Source organism: Wenyingzhuangia fucanilytica, from assembly GCF_001697185.1.
Taxonomy (GTDB): Bacteria; Bacteroidota; Bacteroidia; order Flavobacteriales; family Flavobacteriaceae; genus Wenyingzhuangia; species Wenyingzhuangia fucanilytica.
Map to the genome: position 1 here is coordinate 1,449,616 of NZ_CP014224.1, position 19,419 is coordinate 1,469,034.

Sequence of the window (19,419 nt, forward strand, 5' to 3'; positions counted from 1 at the left end):
CATAAAAGGATATGGAACTACATAATTCACGTAGAGAATTTATAAAAAAAATGGCAGCAGCTAGTTTAGCCACTTCGGCAAGTAGTATTCCTTTGGCTAGCTTTTTAAGTTCATGTTCACCGGAAGTTCAAAAAAGAGCAGCTACAGCTGATACTGTTATTTTGTTGTGGATGGCTGGAGGAATGGCACATACAGAAACCTTTGATCCAAAAGCATATGTTCCTTATGAAAAAGGATTAAATATGAATAGGGTTTTAAGTACTTTTCCAAAAATACCTACTGTAGTTGATGGACTAGAGTTTTCAGAGGGTTTAGAATCTATAGGAAGTGTTATGGATAAAGGTGCTATTATACGTTCGTATAAATCAGCTGACCTTGGGCATATATTACATACTCGTCATCAATATCATTGGCATACTTGTTATGAACCACCACAATCTGTACAGGCCCCTCATATAGGTGCTTGGATAGCCAAAGAGCTTGGACCAGCTAATCCTGTAATTCCTCCTTTTATTTCAATTGGTCAACGTTTTACTATGGGAGAGGCTGAAGAATTAAAAGCTTTTCATTCCGCAGGTTTTTTAGGTACTGAATTTGGTCCTTTTTTAATTCCTGATCCTTCAGGAGGTTTAGAAAGTGTCCGTCCGCCACAGGGAATGTCTTTAAAAAGGTTTGAGGCTCGCTATAAATTGTTTAAAGAATTAGCGAACAAGAATAAAGTCATGGAGCAAGCAAGTGATTATCAACGTGAATCTTTAATGAGATCTATGGAGCAATCTTATCGCTTATTAAATTCCCCAGAAGCTAAAGTGTTTGATTTGTCACAAGAACCCAAAGAAGTTTATGATACATATAATACGGGACGTTTTGGCTTAGGATGTTTGTTGGCAAAACGTTTGGCAATGAATGGTGGGAGGTTTATTAGTGTGTCTACAGAATATGAGCCTTTTTTAGGATGGGATACTCATGAAAACGGGCATACACGTGCAAAAAAAATGAAACAATTAATAGATAAACCGGTAGCTCAATTAATTAAGGATTTAGATGAAAGTGGACATTTAGATAGAACACTAGTTATTTTAGCGAGTGAATTTAGTCGTGATGCCATTATGGAAGGTAGACCAGGTGAAACGGTTAAAGATCAAGTTTCAAGACAGCCAGATGTTATTAATGATGAAAAATTTTATGGAATGCATCGTCATTTTACAGATGGAAGTTCCATTCTTATGTGGGGTGGAGGTGTTAAAAAAGGATTGATTTATGGAAAGACTGCAGATGAACGTCCATGTTGTTCTATAGAGAATCCGGTTGTTATAGATCAGGTACACCAATCAGTTTATCATGCTTTAGGAATAGATCCACAAACTCATTATGAAATAGAAAGTAGACCTTTTTATACTACCCCAGATGGAAAAGGAAAACCCATTTTAGATTTATTTGGAAATCCAATTACAAAATCGGTTTAAAAACAAACGGAATTTCTATTAAAATTACATCAAAATGAAACGTAGAACATTTATAAACACCACCGCAAAAGCTGGAGCAGGTATAGTTGCCATTCCACATTTTAATATTTTAAAATCTAAGCCTAAATTATCAGACTCTGTTATTGGTCATGGAGATTTTAAATATAGGATACATAAATCATGGGGTGATTTAGATAGAACAACAACTCCCGTAAAGAATTGTCATGAAATGGTGATGGATTCTAAAGGAAGGCTTATTATGGTTGGTGATGATGTTCATAATAATATTTTGATTTATGATAAATCAGGAAAATTGTTAGACTCATGGGGAATCCGTTACAAAGGAGGTCATGGTCTTTCGTTATGGAATGATGGATCAGAAGATTTTCTATTTATTTGCGATACCAATGGAAGCCTGATAAAAACGACTACTGATGGTAGAGAGTTAATGTTGATTGGTCACCCATCAGAATATGGGGCTTATAAAAAAGAGGATCCTTTTAAACCTACAGAATCTGCTATTGCACCTAATGGTGATATTTATATTGCCGATGGTTATGGATCCAATTACATATTACAATTTACTAAAGATGGTGAGTTTGTCAGAAAAATTGGTGGAGGTAGAGGTGTCGGAGAAAATCAATTCCAAACAGCACATGGTGTTTGTATAGATAATAGAGGAAGTGGAAATCCAACATTGTTAATTACTTCGAGAGCAGCCAATTGTTTTAAGCGTTTTACTTTGGATGGAAATTATATAGAAACAATTTCACTTCCTGGAGCTTTTGTGTGTCGCCCTGTAATTCATAATGACAATTTATACTCAGGAGTATGTTGGTCTTCGGATATAAAATTTGAAGAAGGTAATATGAAAACTCATCCTACTCGTACTAGTAAACAGTCTGGATTTGTTACAATTTTAGATAAGAGTGGAAAGGTAGTTTCTAATCCTGGAGGAACAAAACCTACTTATAAAAATGGAGAACTACAAACCATGTTACAAAGTCAACCAATATTTAAACACTGTCATGATGTTTGTGTAGATAATGATGAAAATTTATATGTGTGTCAGTGGAATGCAAATAAAGCATATCCTATTAAACTAGAGAGGGTTTAAACTCTTTGTAAATGTCGTAACAGTACAGAATAGTTATAATTATAGTCATCATTAAATTTGAACAATTCCCTTTAAATTAAAAGAAAGATGTTAAATAAGTTATTTGTTTTTTGTTTTACAATGTTAATGTCAACAATGTTTTTTGCTCAAGATTATCCATTTAGTCTACCATCAGGCATGGAAGCTACAATTAACATAACGTCTTCTTCAAAAGAAGTTTATAATAATTTATTGTTAGGAACAAATACGCATCATTTTTCAACCACAACAGAAAAGAATTTAATAAACAAATTAGAACCTATAACCATAAGATTTCCGCATGGTTTATGGGCTAATTGGTATGATTGGCGACGTGATGTTACTAGACTATTTGGAACAGAAAGTTTTGAATATAAACAGGGAACTAATGAGACAATTAAAACAAAAACAGTTGATAAGTTAGCAAATATTAAAATATTTGACACCAACAATATAAAAGTAGGAATAGACGGACTGACAAGTTTAAATGCAACTAGAGAATCCAATACAGGTAAAGGGTTTGATATGATGTGGACATTTAATATGAGTGCCGATGGTATTGATTTTAATAACGGATGTCCAGAAACCATTGCACGATACGATGATTTGATTGCTAGAGGCTTTGAAGTAAAAGCTGTTGAAATGGGTAATGAATGTTTTTATCCAGGACAAAGAAGTTCTATTATACCCAATGCCGAAGATTATATTGCTAGAGCAAAAGCTATGTCGGCAGCACTTAAAGCCAAAGATTCAAATATTAAAGTGTCTATTCCATTGTTAAGAAGAGATAATTGGGCTAATCCTAATTGGAATACTGATTTAACAGAAGACTTAACATATTTTGATGCGGTTACCGTACATACCTATGTAGGTTCAGATCCAGACGATGCTACAAATAGCGATGAAGCATACGGAACTGCACTTACTGCTCGTAAACACCTAGGGAATTCTATTTATGATTATGCTCATCAAGTAACTCCTAATAAACCTATTTGGTTAACTGAGTGGGGAGTAAAATCTGGTGGGCCAAATGCGGTCTCTGCTTTAGGTATGGTAGATTGCTATATTTTTATGAGTGAAAACCAAGATGTTTTTGAGCGTGCTAATTGGTTTAGTGTAAATGGACAATTAAACTCACATTATGTTTGGGAAACTTATATTTCTCCAAGTGGTGTTGAGCGACCAAGAATTAAATATCCTTTAGAAAAAACATTGTTTGGTTCGGCTTATGAAATTATTCGCTTGGCACTTGAAAATACTACATTGGTTGAAAGTAATATACAAGTACCTAATTTGGTTGATGGAGTAAAAGCTGTGAATGCCAGAGTAGTTGTTAAAGATGGGAAAACGTCCGTTTTTGTGGTAAACCTTAGCAACCAAGATGTTCCTTTTAATGTAAATATTGATGGGGCTGCATATACAGGTTCTACAGTTCATAAAGCTATGTCATTTAACAGTATGGACGAAGAAAGAGCTATTGGGATAGATGTAGATCCATTAAGTTTAGTTAGTCAAGGAAGTGGAGCTATTACTTTACCAAAATTTTCAATAAACATTATTGAGCTAACTAATGCTTTGTTATCCACTTCAGAAATTACAAAACAAGAGGAGGTAAGTATATATCCTAACCCTAACCAAGGAACATTTAAAATAAAACTGAAACACGGAAAATCTGTAAAATACAGTATTTATTCCGCAAATGGTGTAGAGCTTCAAAAAGGAAATATTGAATCAACCAAGGAGATTAACTTAAACCATAATCAAACGGGGATTTATATATTGAAAGTAGAAGGGAATCAGGGAGTTTCAACACACAAAATAGTGGTTAAATAAGTCCATAAAACCATTTAATAAGTAGTTAGTTTACTTAATATATAAGTAAGATAATACATAAAATTAAAACTGTAATAATGAAAAAAAATCAATTACTACTATCTATTTTACTATTAGCTTTTTTGTGCTTCTCTTGTAAAGAGAAAAAAACGCTAAACACATCATTGTCTTTTAACAAGTTATTAATTAACTCAAAAACAAACCCAACTACTATTGAAAGTGAAACTCCTCTTTTTTCATGGGAAATAAAAGCAGAAGGTTTTCATAAATCTCAATCTACATACCATGTATTGGTGTCATCCTCAAAAGAAAAATTGAATAATAATGAAGGGGATATATGGAACTCTAAAGAACAGAAAATCTCACAATCTACTTATGTAAAATATCAAGGTAAAAAGTTAGAGCCTTTACAAACTTATTATTGGAAAGTAAAAATTTGGGATGAAGCAAACCAAGCATCAAATTGGTCTGAGCCACAAAGTTTTCAAATGGGGTTAATGAACAATGAAAACTGGGGAGCATCAAAATGGATTACTTTAAACAAAGATATTAGAACTTCAGAACATCGTTTTCGTGAATATAAAACAGGAAAGATGAAAAAAGCAAAGCCGGTTGATGGGTTTGCTGCAAGTTATTTTAGAAATGAGATAAATCTTAATAAAGATATTGAAAATGCGCAAGTTTATATTTGTGGTTTAGGTTATTATGAATTGTATTTAAATGGTAATAAAGTAGGTGATCATGTATTAGATCCTGCACCATCAAACTATGATAAACAAGCTTATTATGTGAATTACGATATTACGGAACAGATAAAATCTGGTAAAAATGCTTTTGGAATTATATTAGGAAATGGTTTTTATGGACAAAATATTTCTTGGAATCGTGATCCAGAATCCAATAAATCAGGAGTGTCTTACGGTCCACCTACGGTACGTTGTTTGGTAAAGCTAAATTATGTTGATGGATCATCATCAGATTTTTACACAGATAAAACATGGAGAGAAGCTACAGGTCCTATAGTATTTAATAATATTTATGGAGGTGATACCTATGATGCACGTTACGAATTAGGTAATTGGACAAGTGTTGGTTATGATGATCATTCATGGGGAAATGCGAAGGAAGTTCATCCTAAAATAAATAAAATAAGTGCACAACAAATACCTGCCATTAAAAAATTAAAAGAGTTTAACCCTACAAATGTCTTTCAAGCACCAGATGGTGATTGGATTGTAGATTTTGGGCAAAATATTGCAGGTTGGATAAAATTAAATGTGACTGAAAAAGAAGGTCAACTTATAGAAATCACAACTGTAGAAACATTATTAAGAAATGGAAAAGACATTTTTCAAGGTTCTACAGGAGGTGGAGCTAATGGCATGCCTCAAATTTATAAATACATCTGTAAAGGAAATAAAGAGGAAAGCTGGGAACCAAAATTTAGTTATCATGGATTTAGGTATGCTAAAATAAAAGGCTTATCAAAAAAGCCAGATGCTAACACTATTAAATCTGTTTTGGTAGCTACAGATATTCAAGAAAAAGGAAGTTTTAAATCTAATGACTCTCTTTTTAACAAAATGCATAGTATTAGTAAATGGACTATAGAAGATAATGTTCATGGTATTCCAGAAGATTGCCCTCATCGTGAAAAATGTGGATGGTTAGGTGATGCACATGCTTTTTGTGAATATGCATTGTATAATTATGATATGTATGATTTTTATAAAAAGTATATGGAAGATATACGTACACAAATGCGACCAACAAAAGGGCATAACAATCCTGAAATTAAGTTTCAGGTACCTACTATGATTGCACCTGGAAAACGTACCTCTACGTATGCTAAGATAGATTGGGGTGTGGCTACAATGTATTTGCCTTGGTACAATTATTTATATTATGGTGATGATGCTATAGTAAAAGAATACTACGAGGAAATGAAAAATTTAACCAACTTTTATCTCAATTTTAAAGGTAAAAATGGCATTATGCAAGACGGTATGGGAGATTGGTGTCCACCACGATGGGATAGAAGACTAAATCCAAGTGCTATGGAGTGTGATCCTATAATTTCTGCTAATGCATATTTTTATGATGTTTTAGGAATCATGGAAAAGTTTGCTGAGATAAATAATGATAAAGATTTTTCTCAAAAAATGAAAAATGAAAAAAACGCTTTAAAAACAGCCTTTAATAAAGAGTTTTTAGTGAATATTAATGATACGGAAAACAAATGGTATCAAAGTCAAACAGCAACTGTACAGGCTTTACAATTTGGTTTAGCACCAGAAAACGAAATTGAAAACATTGTAAATGGTTTGGTGTATGATATTGTTCAGGTTAAAGGAGGTCATCATTCTACAGGAATTCATGGTAACAGATATATTTATACGGTTTTAAGTAAGTACGGAAAAGCAGATTTGGCATATGAAATTTTAACAACTCCAGATTTTCCGAGTCAAATCTATATTATGAATTCAGGTTTTACCACATGGCCAGAACGTCAGTTTGAGTGGGAAACTATGGAGGGACCAACCAATTCTTTAAATCATCCAATGCATAGTGGTTTTGCTGCGTATTTCTTTGAGTCTTTAGGAGGAATAAAGTCTTCTAAAACTCAAGTAGGTTATAAAATGTTTACTGTAAAACCAGAATTCCCATCAAAAATTAATAAAACTACTGTTGACGTACCTACACCTTATGGTACCATTCATAATAGTTGGGAGTTAAAACAGAATGATTTAGTAATGAAATTAGAAGTGCCTTTTAATACAAAAGCTAAGCTTGTTTTAACTGAAAAAGAACTGGAAACATTAACTATTAATAATGAGCTTTTAATAGATGTTAAAGAAACATACAATTTAGAAGTTGTAGAAAATACGAACGTAATTTTAGGTTCAGGTAATTATCAAATTAAGTATAAAAAGTTTTAATAAATTTTAAAAAGAAGAAGATGTCGTATTCAGGAGTATATAAAATATTAATGGTTATATCAGCAGCAACTTTTTTTGCTTGTAATTTAAAACCCAAAAAAAATACAATACCAACTAAAGAAATAGTCAAAGTACAAACAGGTAGTTGGGGAGATCAAGGAGATGGAACTTATATCAATCCTATCCTAAATGCAGATTATCCAGATTCTGATATAGAGCAAGTAGGAGATACTTATTATATGATTACTTCCAAACAACACATGTCTCCAGGAATGCCAATTTTGGAATCTAAAGACATGGTAAACTGGACTAATGTAGGGCATGTTTTTAATAGCTTGTCATGGGCACCTGAGTACAATTGGGATAGAATGAATGGTTATTCTTTTGGAGTTTGGGCTGGAGATTTTGCATATCATGAAGGTACTTGGTATTGTTACCAAATAGATTACCAACACGGTTTAATGGTTTCAACAGCAAAGGATATTAAAGGACCGTGGAGCAAACCTATTTTTATGCTATCTAAATCTAAAGTTTTAGATGATCCGGCTGTATTTTGGGATGAAGAAACTCATAAAGCTTATGTTATTGTAAATACGGCAGGAAAACAAAAAGGCGCAAATAATACTATTGAAGGAAACGAAAATAGAATTTATGAAATGAGTTGGGATGGTACCAAAATTTTGGATGAAGGAAAATTGGTATACACAGGAATGGGAGCAGAAGCTGCTAAAATTTATAAAATAGATGGTGTTTGGTATATCTTTTTAGCACAATGGACCATTGGAGATAAGTCTACAAAACCAGGGGTTAAAAATCCTAAAAATGATAGGAAACAAATTGTTTTACGTTCAAAAGAAAGTATTTATGGCCCGTATGAAGTAAAAACGGTTTTAGAAAAAGGAACAGTATTTAATAATCGAAGTGCAAGTCAAGGAGCATTAATGCAAGCTCCAGATAAATCTTGGTGGTATATGCATCAATTAATTCAAAATGATGATATTCCGTTTCAAGGTCGCCCGCAATGTTTAGAACCTGTAAATTGGGTAGATGGTTGGCCTATTATTGGGGTTGATGAGGATAATGATGGTATAGGAGAACCTGTAAAACAACATAAAAAACCTATAGAAGGTTACCCAATTTCAGCTCCAAGTTCAGACGATGATTTTTCATCAGCTAAGTTAGGATTGCAATGGGAATGGAATCATAACCCAAGAAATAGTCATTGGTCTTTAACAGAACGAAAAGGTTGGTTGCGTTTAAAAGCAAGTAAAGTATTGCCTAATAAAAAAGGTTATGGACCCAATATTAATGAGTGGACAAATAATGATGGTTCTGATTCAGATTTCTGGAGAGCATCTAATACTTTAAGTCAACGTATTATGGGAATTACTACAGGAACTGCTGTGGCTAAATTTGACATATCAGGTATGAAACCACATCAATTAGCTGGATTTGTGCGTTATGGAGGAGTCTTTAATTTATTAGGTATTGAGGTTGATGCACATGGTAAAAAGCATTTGTTTTATATGAATCCTATGGCAGAAAAGGTAACAGGGCCTGAATTAACAGGGAATGATTTATATGTAAAAACATCTAACAATAGTAATCAAGCAACTTATGAATATAGTTTTGATGGAAAAGATTTTAAATCTTTTGGTCCTACGTTTACCATTGCTTTTGGAAAATGGACAGGTGATAGATTAGGTTTTTTCTCATGGAATGAAAAAGAAGATGCAGGTTACATTGATGTAGATTGGTTTACATATGACTACGATGGACCTAAGGCAACTAATAAAGAATAAAACTATTGTATAATCTAAATAAAACTAAACAATGAAAACAATAAAATATAATAATATTATTTATAATATACTTTTCATCTTTTTTATATCATTTCTTCTAGCATGTTCTAACGATGTCCAAAAAGAAATTAATGAAGTAGAATCTGATGAGGAGGAAACAGAAGAAATTATTATAGATCCAGCTAAAGCAGTTCATATTAATGCAGGGTCGGTAGTAGGACAGATGTATAATTTTTGGTCTACTAGACCTATGGTTAATCAAACACGTTTTAATAGTTCTAGTTTTGTTGCTAGTGTAAATGAGGTTAAGGATTATGTAGAAAGTTATAACCTAGTAAGGGTATTAGGAGGAAGAAAAGATGATTTAAATACCTTTTACAAAGGTGTTGATGCTTCAGGGAAGATTATCACAGATTTTAGTGGTTTAATTTCTAGTATGCGAGGTTTTATGCAAACAGGTCTAAAACCTAGAATAGTTTTAGATAACGTGCCATGGGAGATGAGTGGAGAGAGAATAGAAGATACTTATGGAAACTCTAAACCTGCAAATGATTATGGTATTTGGAGGCAATATATAAATGCTTTTTTACAAACTTTGATAAATGAGTTTGGAATGCATGAAGTTAAAACTTGGCGATTTAGAGTAGCAACAGAACCTAATTACACTCCGAGTCACTGGAGAGGAACTAGAGATGAATATTTTAAACACTATGATATTACTGTAGATGAAGTTTTAAAAGTAATTCCTGATGCTATTATTGGTCCAGGAAATTTACTAACAGAAAACGTTGCAGAGTGGACTACAGATATTATTGATCATTGTGCTACAGGTACAAATTATGCAACAGGTGAAACAGGAACTAGAATGAACTTTTTCTGTCTTTCTTATTACGAGAAAATAGATCAAAACACAGTAAGGTTTCATGAAGTTGTAGAGCCTTATAGAGCAAAATTAAATAGTTATCCGCAGTTTAGTGATATTCCTTTTGATATTCAAGAATTTGGAATGTTAAGAGATGAAAATTCAGTAAGAGGTATTAGTTTAAATGATGCAACAGAGCTAGGAGCAAGTTGGTATGCTACAATAGCAGATTTGGCCTATCAATATAGAATTACAGAAATATATGATTGGGGGCAAGAAGTAGAGGGGAGTGATTTACGACAAGCTAGAAATAATGTAACCAAAATGCTCCAAAAAATGGAAGGAGGAAATAGAGTAGAGGCTATAGATAATGTTAATGGATATAATGGTGTTATACCTGTGGTAAAAGGAGATGTTATTTATTTATTAGTGTATAACCACAATACAACAAGAAACAGTAGTTCAAAGCAAACCCTTTATCCTGTGATTAATGGCGGATTGGTTTCTGGTAGTACAAAATGGAAAATGAATGAATATACTATTGATGCAAACCATGGAGTGTTTATGCATGAACTTTATAAAGATGTTAGAGCAGCAGGTGTAGGTGAGAAAACGAATGGACGTATTTATGGGAATAGACCTTCTGATCGTTTTGAAGATGGTTGGAAAGATGTTTTAAACGCAAACATCAATAAATACCAAATCCTGGCACAATTGCCACAAACAACTACAAACTCGATTATAAATACCAAAGATGATAAAATCACATTAAAAGTAGATTTAGAAGCACATAGTGTTAAGTTAATTGAGTTACGTCCTTATTAAATAATTATAAGATTTAATTTTATTATAAATATAGAAGGTCAGAATATTATTATTCTGACCTTTTTATATGAAATATCTGTCGGTACTGAGCAGTACAGTAATCACGTTTGTTAAAATTATCTTGCTTAAATTATAAAATAGTTAATTATGAAATTAAGGTTTGTTTTTTTAACGTTTGTTCTGTCAACATTAACGAGTTTTTCACAAATAAAACATGGTTTAAGAGATGAACAAGGTCGTCATGTAATTTCAAGAGGATTTGTAATCAATACAAATGACCACAAAGGAGAAGTGTTTTTTAACAGTGATGATTATGTTAGAATGGTTAGAATGGGAGCTAACACTCAAGTAATACGTTTAGAGTTGGGGAAATTAAGTAGCTTTCCTGGAGGAAAATTAGACACTAATTATCTTAACAAATTAGATTCACTGGTTACTTTAGGTAAAAACTCGGGTATGAAAACAGTTTTTAAAATGACCGTTTATGGAGTGAGAAAATTTGTTTGGGAAGAGTTCTGGAAAAACGAAAAAAACGAATATGACACCTATATTGATGCTTGGAAAGTAATTTGGAAAAGATATGCAAATAATACATCTGTATTGGGATATGATGTGGTAAATGAACCAAGAAAATTAACCATGGATATCTCATATTCAGATCTTACTAAAAAATACTTGATTCCTTTATATCAAAAAATTATAGATGAAAGTCAAAAGATAAACGAAGATAAGATGATTCTTTTCCAGTCTATTTTTATGAATAAAGGAGAGGCTATAGATAACAATCAATATGCGGAAGTTACAGTACCTATAAATAGAAAAAATATTCTTTTTGCACCTCATATTTATCAAGGTAAAATTGATTTAATAAAACCTGTCATGGATCGTTTTGATGAGGAGTCTAAAATGCTAAAAACACCTATTTTTATTGGAGAATGGGGAATGCCAACTTTTGCGGTAACAGATACTATTCTTGAAGGAAATTTAGGACAATTAAAATACAGAGAACTTTATATAAAAACAGCTGAGGTTTTTGATCAAATGGGAGTAGGTTCTATAAAAGCTTGGTTTTTAGGAAATAGAAGTATGCAAAACTTTCTGCCAGGAGGTCTATCAACATGGGCTATATTTAGCGATAAAACAGCTGCAGGAACCGTAGAGCGTAAATATATTACAGATATTATTGCAAGACCTTTTCCACAAGTAATTGCAGGAGATATTTATTCTTTTATGTTTCATCATGCTACTAGAACATTAGATTTAAACATCAAATCAAATAACTCCAAAGGAGCTTCTAAAATATTTGTAGGTGCAAATAGACATTATCCTGATGGTTTTTCTGTGTTAATAAATGATGATACTGTGTTGTTTTATAATCCATTAAAAAACGTTGGTTTAGAGGTGTATAAATGTCCAGAAAATGTAAATCCATCAGATTTTATATGGGATTCTCAAAGCCAAAAATTAATTGTTTTAAAATGGCCAAAAGATAAAGAAATGTTAAGTGTTAAAATAGTTCCAGGTTTAATGAATTTTGAGTAATTAAGTTTAGGCTTAACAACTTTTATAAGTGTTAAGCCTTTTTTTGTAAACAATAAATTTGAAATAAGGATACAAGAATTATGATTAGAATTTTATCAATAGTCTTTTTTGTGAGTACACTTTTAATCAGTTGTAAAACACAAAAAGAAAATAATCCATCAGAAATAAAAATTCCTAAAAAGCCAAATATTTTATGGTTAGTTACAGAAGATATGGGGGCATATATTCCACCTTTTGGAGACACAACTGTAGAAACCCCAAATTTAAGTAGATTGGCAAAAGAAGGAGTTATTTATCCTAATTTATATTCAACTTCAGGTGTTTGTGCCCCAAGTAGAGCTGCTATTGCTACAGGTATGTATCCTTCAAGCATTGGTGCCAATCATATGAGAGTAAATTCTAACATGAAACAAACAGGATTAAAAGCTTATGAATCTGTACCTCCATCAGAAGTAAAAATGATTAGTGAGTTATTGCGTATGAATGGATATTATTGTTCTAATAATTATAAAGAAGATTATCAATTTAGAGCACCTGTAACTGCTTGGGATGAAAGTAGTCCGTATGCACATTGGAGAAATAGAAAAAAAGATCAACCTTTTTATGCTGTTTTTAATTTTACAGAAACACATGAGTCTGGTTTGTTTGAACCTTATGGTTTTAGAAATATTGAAACAAGGCATTATTATGAAGGAGATACAACTTATGTATGGAAACAAAATGGATTGCCAGATGCAAAAAACAGGTTTTCTGAAGAAGATACTCCTAAACACTTACCTAAAAACACTAAGTTCAATATACCTCCTTATTTACCAGATACTAAAGAAGTACGTAATGACATGTGGAAGTTGTATAACAATATAGCTGAAATGGACAAACAAGTTGGGGCTGTTTTAAAACAATTAGAAGAAGACGGCTTGTTGGAGAATACCATTATTTTTTTCTATGGTGACCATGGAGGGCCTTTGCCAAGAGAAAAAAGATTAATTTACGATTCTGGATTAAACACTCCAATGATTATTAGATTTCCTTATCAAAAAAACGCTGGAACCAAAGACAATCAGTTGATTAGTTTTGTGGATTTTGCACCAACATTATTATCCTTAATTGGTGTTGAACCTCCAAAATATATGCAAGGAAAAGCTTTTTTAGGAAAGTATAAATCAGAAAAAGAAAGAAAGTATATACATGCAGCAGCAGATAGGTTTGATGAAGTAACCGATGTTATTAGAGCAGTAAGAGATTCGCAATTTAAATACATAAGAAATTATAGGCCAGAGCAAGGTTATTATTTGCCTTTAGCGTACCGAGAAAAAATACCTTCTATGCAAGAATTATTACGATTACGTGATGAAGGAAAATTAAACGATGTACAAATGCAATGGTTTAGAGATCATAAACCTAAAGAGGAATTATTCGATTGTAAAGAAGATCCGTTTGAGTTGGTTAATTTGGCTGATAAGCCAGAGTACAATCAAAAATTACAGGAACTAAGTAAAGAAATGGATCGATGGTTAACTACTATTCATGATGATCCTAATTTACCTGAAGAAAAACTGATTGAAAAACTTTGGAATGGTAAAGAAAATCAACCTGTAACCGCTACTCCAAAAATAACTACTTTAAACAATAAAGTTATTTTAAATTGTAAAACAAAAGGAGCTTCTATTGGATATAAAATTAAAGAAGCAAATGGTATATATCCTAAATCTTGGACAGTGTATCAGGAGGCATTTACACTTCCAAAAAATTCAACATTATTGGTAAAAGCTCATAGAATTGGGTTTAAAGCAAGTAAAACTGTTGAAGAAAAAGAAGTTAATTTAAAGTAATTATTAAGTTTTATCACGAATAAAATAAAAGACAGTATGAATAAATTTGTTTTTATGTTGATGTTTACCTTTTTAGGAACATCAGTAATGTCATCACAAAATATCAATCCTCCGTTAGGTAGAATAGCAGTTGTTGCAGATGGTAATTCTCCTGATCCTGATGATCTTGGAGGTACAGCAGTGACTTTGGCATTGTTACAAGCTTCAGGTTTGTCTAATCGTTTGGTACACTATTCTCATAGTTGCGATTTAGTGGTGATGCACAGAATATCTGAAGCAGCAGAAAAAGAACGTCACGCCATGATGCAAACCGCCTGTGATGGTACTGCAAGAAGGTGGGGAGGTTTTGATCATATTACGTTTTTAGACGCCAAATGGCAAACAGATGAAACCATTAAAGATTTATGTAAAGCTATTAATGAATCTACAGAAAATAATCCACTATGGATTGTAGAGGCAGGTGAACCTGATATTATTGGTTTAGCATTGGCAGCTACTCCCAAAGAAAAACATCAATATGTAAAAGTAATTACACATCATCCTGCAAATGATAACGCTGGTGATTTTTTTACGTGGCAAGAAATTTTAGATTTTGGTGTAGAAGAAGTTCGTATTCCAGATCAAAATACTCACTTAAAAGTAAAAGAGTCAGAATGGAATTGGGCAATGAATCATTCTGACAATCGTCTTCAGTTTATTTGGTTGATGGGAAAAATGGCTGAAATAGACAATGTAGTTAAATTTCAGAAAGGTAAATGGGATTGTTCCGATGCAGGAATGGCCTTGTACTGGATTACAGGGGCTACAAATGGAGGATTAAAAGAAGGAACAGTTGATGATGTAAAAACATTGTTGCTTAATTATATAGATAAAAAATAGAGGTTTTTAAAATAAATAAAAGATGAAAAAAAGTTTTTTAATTTTTGCCACATTCTTAAGTTTTGGCTTAGGTTTATATGCTCAAGATCAACCTAATATTGTTGTTTTTTTAGTAGATGATTTACGTCCTGAGTTGGGTTGTTATGGAAATAAAACCATAAAAACACCTAATATTGATGCTTTGTCAAAAGACGGGGTAAGGTTTAATAATGCCTATGCCCAAGAAGCTTTATGTGCACCTTCTAGAATGAGTTTATTGTCTGGATTAAGACCAGAAAACATCGGGATTTATTCTTTATTTACTCCATTAAGATCTAAACGTAAAGATATTGTTACCATGCCACAATTTTTTAAGGAAAAAGGCTACAAAACAGTTAGTGTTGGTAAAGTATATCACCACGGTATTGATGATAAAGAAAGTTGGAGCACTTTAATTCCTAAAGAACCAAATTCTTGGGTAAAACCCGAAAATTTAGCATTGATAGACAGTCTTAAAAAAGCAGGAATAAAAAGGAATGGGCCTCCATATGAATGTATAGATGTAGCCGATGATGCTTATAAAGATGGAAGAGCTGTTAACCATGCTATTAAAATTCTTGAAAATATAAAAAATGATAAGTTTATGATGGTTTTAGGTTTAACCAAACCGCATCTTCCGTTTAATGTTCCTAAAAAATATTGGGATTTATATGATGAAAATGATTTTGAAGTGCCATTAAAAGAAGCTCCAAAAGATATGTATAGACTTTCTTTAACTCATTGGGGGGAATTACGAGCGTATCACGGTATTCCAAAAGAAGGAGTTTTAGATGATAAATTATCAAAAAAACTAATACATGGTTATCATGCTAGTGTTAGTTATACCGATGCGCAAATGGATAAAGTAATGGATGCTTTAGAAAGATTAGATTTACGTAAAAACACCATGATTGTTTTTATGAGCGATCATGGATGGAAGTTAGGAGAATACGGAGCTTGGTGTAAACACAGTAATTTTGAGATTGATGTAAAAGTACCTTTAATAGTAAGTAGAGAAACAAATTTTAAAAACAGAATGACCAATGTAACATCAGATGCTTTGGTAGAAAATGTTGATTTATTTCCAACACTTGCAGAAGTTTGTGGATTTAAAAACTTACCAAACTTAGATGGAAAAAGTATTTTACCATTAGTTAATAATCCAAAATTAGATTGGAATAAAGGAGCTTATAGTGTTTATCCTAAAGGGAAAAATATTATGGGGTTTACGTGTACTGATGGAACTTTAAGATATACCGAGTGGTGGGATAATAAGGCTCAAAAAGTAATAGAAAACGAATTGTATTTATGTGAGCAAAATTATATGGAAAGAACTGTAAATTTTGCTAATCATTCAAATTATCAAAACGAGGTAAAAAGGATGCAGGCGTTATTAAAAAGACAGTTTCCTTTAAAAAGTAGATCTACCTACCCACAAAATGATAAATAAAAAAACTGTTGTTCGTTGTTACCCTCTTTTTCGATTATGTGAATTAGAGGGTATTTTTTTATAAAATATATTACTTAAAAAAGTAAAACCCTAGTGAAAATAAGGTACAGTTATGTAAAATTAAATTACATCAAATAAAAGTAAAGGATGGAGTTTATAACAATTTTGTATAGAAAATCCCATAAATATAGAGTGTGATTCAAACTACTAAATATGCAATTTTGTAGTTATTTGTTTGTGTTATGTTTGTTTTTTTAGTCTTTTTTTTGTGATTAAATTATTTAACAGGTGTTTTTATTGGTTTTTTACAGGACAAATCAGGATAAGAATAATAATAATGAATGATAAGTTTGAAAAAACTTAAACATTTATAATTATGAAAAAAATTACTTTAAAAATTAGTGCTTTTTTATTGCTAAGCATGTCTGCTCTCCAGATACAAGCACAAGCTTTTGTAACAGGAACAACAGGTGTTTATAAAATTAAAGTACAAGGGGAGAATCTTTATTTAACTCAATCTACGACCACAGATGCTTTAACTTATGAGCAAGAAAATGGTAGTAGTGATACTCAGTTATTTATCATTGACAATCATCCAGATGGAGATAATTATTCTATAACTTCTAAAGTGTCGGGGAAAGGAGCGTTAGAAGTATTAGATATAAATGATGTAGCTAGTGCAATAGGGGCAAAAGGTAATGCAGCAGGTGGCTCAGGGCAACAAGATAAATGGAATCCTACTAGAGGAACTGGAACTCAAATTTTTCTAGAGAGTGATAAAACAGGAACAGCTTGGGAAGGTTTAGGAGCAAAAAGAAGACTTCAAGATTATGCAGTAGGGGATCCTGTTAAAATCAGTGGTGGTACCCCTGTAGCATTTGATTTTGTGTTTGTAGAAACTTTAAGTTCAAAAGAATTTAACGTTAGTTCTGTATTTGTTGCTAACCCTGTGGATAATAGTTTAGCTGTTAGCGGATTAACAAATCAAATTAATGAAATTAAAGTATACAGCATATTAGGTAAAGAAGTTTTAAGGCATAAATTAAACAATCAAAACACTCTTTCTTTAGATGTAAGCGGTTTGGTAAGTGGTGTTTATATTGTTGTTTTTAGTGGAGAAAAAGGAAGCTTTACCAAAAAAATTATTAAAAACTAATATTTAGAATTTTAATTTAAAAGTAGTTAAAACATTCTTCTTTTTTTAGAAGAATGTTTTTGTGGTAAAATAGATTAAGCCATTTCAAATTTAAATTATGAGAAAAACACCAAAAATAATTTTTTTAGGATTTGTTTTAGTTTGGTCTATGGCAAATAGTCAAATATCATTATCTAAAAGAGATGAAAATAATTTATCACTTTTAAATGGTACTTCACTTTTAAAAACCAAAGAAAACTTAAACACCCCTAAGTTTAATAAAACATATAATGAATTATTAGAGAGTGCAAACAAAGCATTAAAAGAAGGTGTTTTTTCTGTAATGCAAAAAACACAAACACCACATAGTGGTACTAAGCATGATTATATTTCTTTAGGACCTTATTGGTGGCCAGATCCTACTAAACCAGATGGTTTACCATGGATTAGAAAAGATGGGGAGGTAAATCCTTTAACAAGAAAAGGAAATACAGATTTTGAAACTAAAAGGCAAATGATTCATAATACCAATGTGTTATCGATGGCTTATTTTTTTTCAGGAAAAATTCAATATGCCAATAAAGCTTTAGAATTGTTAAAAGTTTGGTTTTTAAATAAGGAAACTAAAATGAATCCTAATTTAAATTTTGCTCAAGCCATTCCTGGAAAAAATAAAGGGAGAGGTATTGGTATCATAGAATTTTCGAATATCACCGATGTCATTACAGCTATTGAGATTTTAGAGATGAACAAGGTGATGGAGGTAAAAACTAGTCAAGAATTAAGACAGTGGTTTTCAGATTACCTTCATTGGTTACAGACAAGTGAAAACGGAATTTTTGAAAAAAAGACTAAAAACAATCACGGAACTCATTATGATGTGCAAGTAGCAAGTATTTTATTGTTTTTAGATAGAAAGGAAGAGGTTAGAGAAGTTTTAGAATCTGTAAAGAAACGTATTGCTAAACAAATTTCATCTGATGGAAAACAGCCACATGAATTGGCAAGAACTAAAGCATTATCATACAGTACCATGAATTTAAGAGGGTTTACAGAGCTAGCTTTTATAGGAACAAAAGTTGGAGTTGATTTATGGAATTACAGAGCCGAAAATGGAGCTAGTATTATAAATGCATATGAGTTTTTAAAACCTTATGCAAAAGGATTTAAAACATGGGATTACAAACAAATTCATGATCCAAAGGGAAGTATAAAAAAGTTAAAAGACTTGTTTACAGTAGCAGGAAGCCTATTTAATATTAGAGAGTATTGTGAAATAGGTAAAGATAAAAATGGAGTAGCTAGCTCCTTAATTTACTATTGTAACTAAATAAATACAAAAGATTATGCAAAGATTAGCTTTTAAAATGAAGTTGAATAAAGGCCAAAAAGAAACGTATAAAAAAAGACATGATGAGTTGTGGCCAGAACTTAAAAAGCTCTTAAAAGAGAACGGAGTTAGTGAATATTCTATTTTTTTAGACGAAGAAACAAGTACTCTTTTTGCTTTTCAAAAAATTTCTGGTAATGGAGGGTCTCAAGATTTGTCAAGTAATCCCATAGTAAAAAAATGGTGGGATTTTATGTCTGATATTATGGAGGTAAACTCTGATAATTCTCCTGTTTCTATTCCGTTACAAGAGTTGTTTTATATGAAATAGTATAGAGCTTTTTAACAGTAATTAATTTTACGCCAATAAA

At 31.8% G+C, this 19,419-nt stretch carries 13 protein-coding genes; all 13 read left to right on the forward strand.

Annotated elements, in window-relative coordinates; translation table 11 throughout:
• Positions 1 to 11 precede the first annotated feature (11 nt).
• Positions 12 to 1,466 carry a DUF1501 domain-containing protein gene (locus AXE80_RS06035; RefSeq protein ID WP_068825399.1) on the forward strand — a complete coding sequence of 485 codons (1,455 nt, stop codon included), beginning with the start codon at positions 12 to 14 and terminating at the stop codon, positions 1,464 to 1,466.
• Positions 1,467 to 1,500: 34 nt separating this feature from the next.
• Positions 1,501 to 2,583 (forward strand): 6-bladed beta-propeller, encoded by a 1,083-nt coding sequence (locus AXE80_RS06040; RefSeq protein WP_068825401.1) that lies wholly within the window; start codon positions 1,501 to 1,503, stop codon positions 2,581 to 2,583.
• A 126-nt stretch (positions 2,584 to 2,709) separates the two neighbouring features.
• The gene (locus AXE80_RS06045) at positions 2,710 to 4,434 is read left to right on the forward strand and encodes a T9SS type A sorting domain-containing protein (protein WP_169816816.1); all 1,725 of its coding nucleotides are present in this window, start codon (positions 2,710 to 2,712) and stop codon (positions 4,432 to 4,434) included.
• Between the two features lie 77 nt (positions 4,435 to 4,511).
• Positions 4,512 to 7,373, forward strand: a complete 2,862-nt coding sequence (locus tag AXE80_RS06050; RefSeq protein WP_068825405.1) for an alpha-L-rhamnosidase — start codon at positions 4,512 to 4,514, stop codon at positions 7,371 to 7,373.
• A gap of 20 nt (positions 7,374 to 7,393) precedes the next feature.
• The gene (locus AXE80_RS06055; protein WP_083194596.1) at positions 7,394 to 9,175 is read left to right on the forward strand and encodes a glycoside hydrolase family 43 protein; all 1,782 of its coding nucleotides are present in this window, start codon (positions 7,394 to 7,396) and stop codon (positions 9,173 to 9,175) included.
• A gap of 31 nt (positions 9,176 to 9,206) precedes the next feature.
• A complete protein-coding gene (locus AXE80_RS06060) occupies positions 9,207 to 10,862 on the forward strand; it encodes a GH39 family glycosyl hydrolase (RefSeq protein WP_083194597.1) in 1,656 nt (551 codons plus the stop codon).
• A 147-nt stretch (positions 10,863 to 11,009) separates the two neighbouring features.
• A complete protein-coding gene (locus AXE80_RS06065) occupies positions 11,010 to 12,404 on the forward strand; it encodes a cellulase family glycosylhydrolase (protein WP_068825407.1) in 1,395 nt (464 codons plus the stop codon).
• 110 nt (positions 12,405 to 12,514) lie between these two features.
• Complete coding sequence (locus AXE80_RS06070) at positions 12,515 to 14,236, forward strand: sulfatase family protein (protein ID WP_237340639.1); 1,722 nt, start codon at positions 12,515 to 12,517, stop codon at positions 14,234 to 14,236.
• 36 nt (positions 14,237 to 14,272) lie between these two features.
• Complete coding sequence (locus AXE80_RS06075; RefSeq protein ID WP_068825410.1) at positions 14,273 to 15,115, forward strand: hypothetical protein; 843 nt, start codon at positions 14,273 to 14,275, stop codon at positions 15,113 to 15,115.
• 22 nt (positions 15,116 to 15,137) lie between these two features.
• The gene (locus AXE80_RS06080) at positions 15,138 to 16,583 is read left to right on the forward strand and encodes a sulfatase (protein ID WP_068825412.1); all 1,446 of its coding nucleotides are present in this window, start codon (positions 15,138 to 15,140) and stop codon (positions 16,581 to 16,583) included.
• A 376-nt stretch (positions 16,584 to 16,959) separates the two neighbouring features.
• The gene (locus AXE80_RS06085) at positions 16,960 to 17,739 is read left to right on the forward strand and encodes a T9SS type A sorting domain-containing protein (protein ID WP_068825414.1); all 780 of its coding nucleotides are present in this window, start codon (positions 16,960 to 16,962) and stop codon (positions 17,737 to 17,739) included.
• A 97-nt stretch (positions 17,740 to 17,836) separates the two neighbouring features.
• Positions 17,837 to 19,048 carry an alginate lyase family protein gene (locus AXE80_RS06090; RefSeq protein ID WP_068825416.1) on the forward strand — a complete coding sequence of 404 codons (1,212 nt, stop codon included), beginning with the start codon at positions 17,837 to 17,839 and terminating at the stop codon, positions 19,046 to 19,048.
• Positions 19,049 to 19,064: 16 nt separating this feature from the next.
• Positions 19,065 to 19,379, forward strand: a complete 315-nt coding sequence (gene rhaM / locus AXE80_RS06095) for an L-rhamnose mutarotase (protein WP_068825418.1) — start codon at positions 19,065 to 19,067, stop codon at positions 19,377 to 19,379.
• Positions 19,380 to 19,419 lie beyond the last annotated feature (40 nt).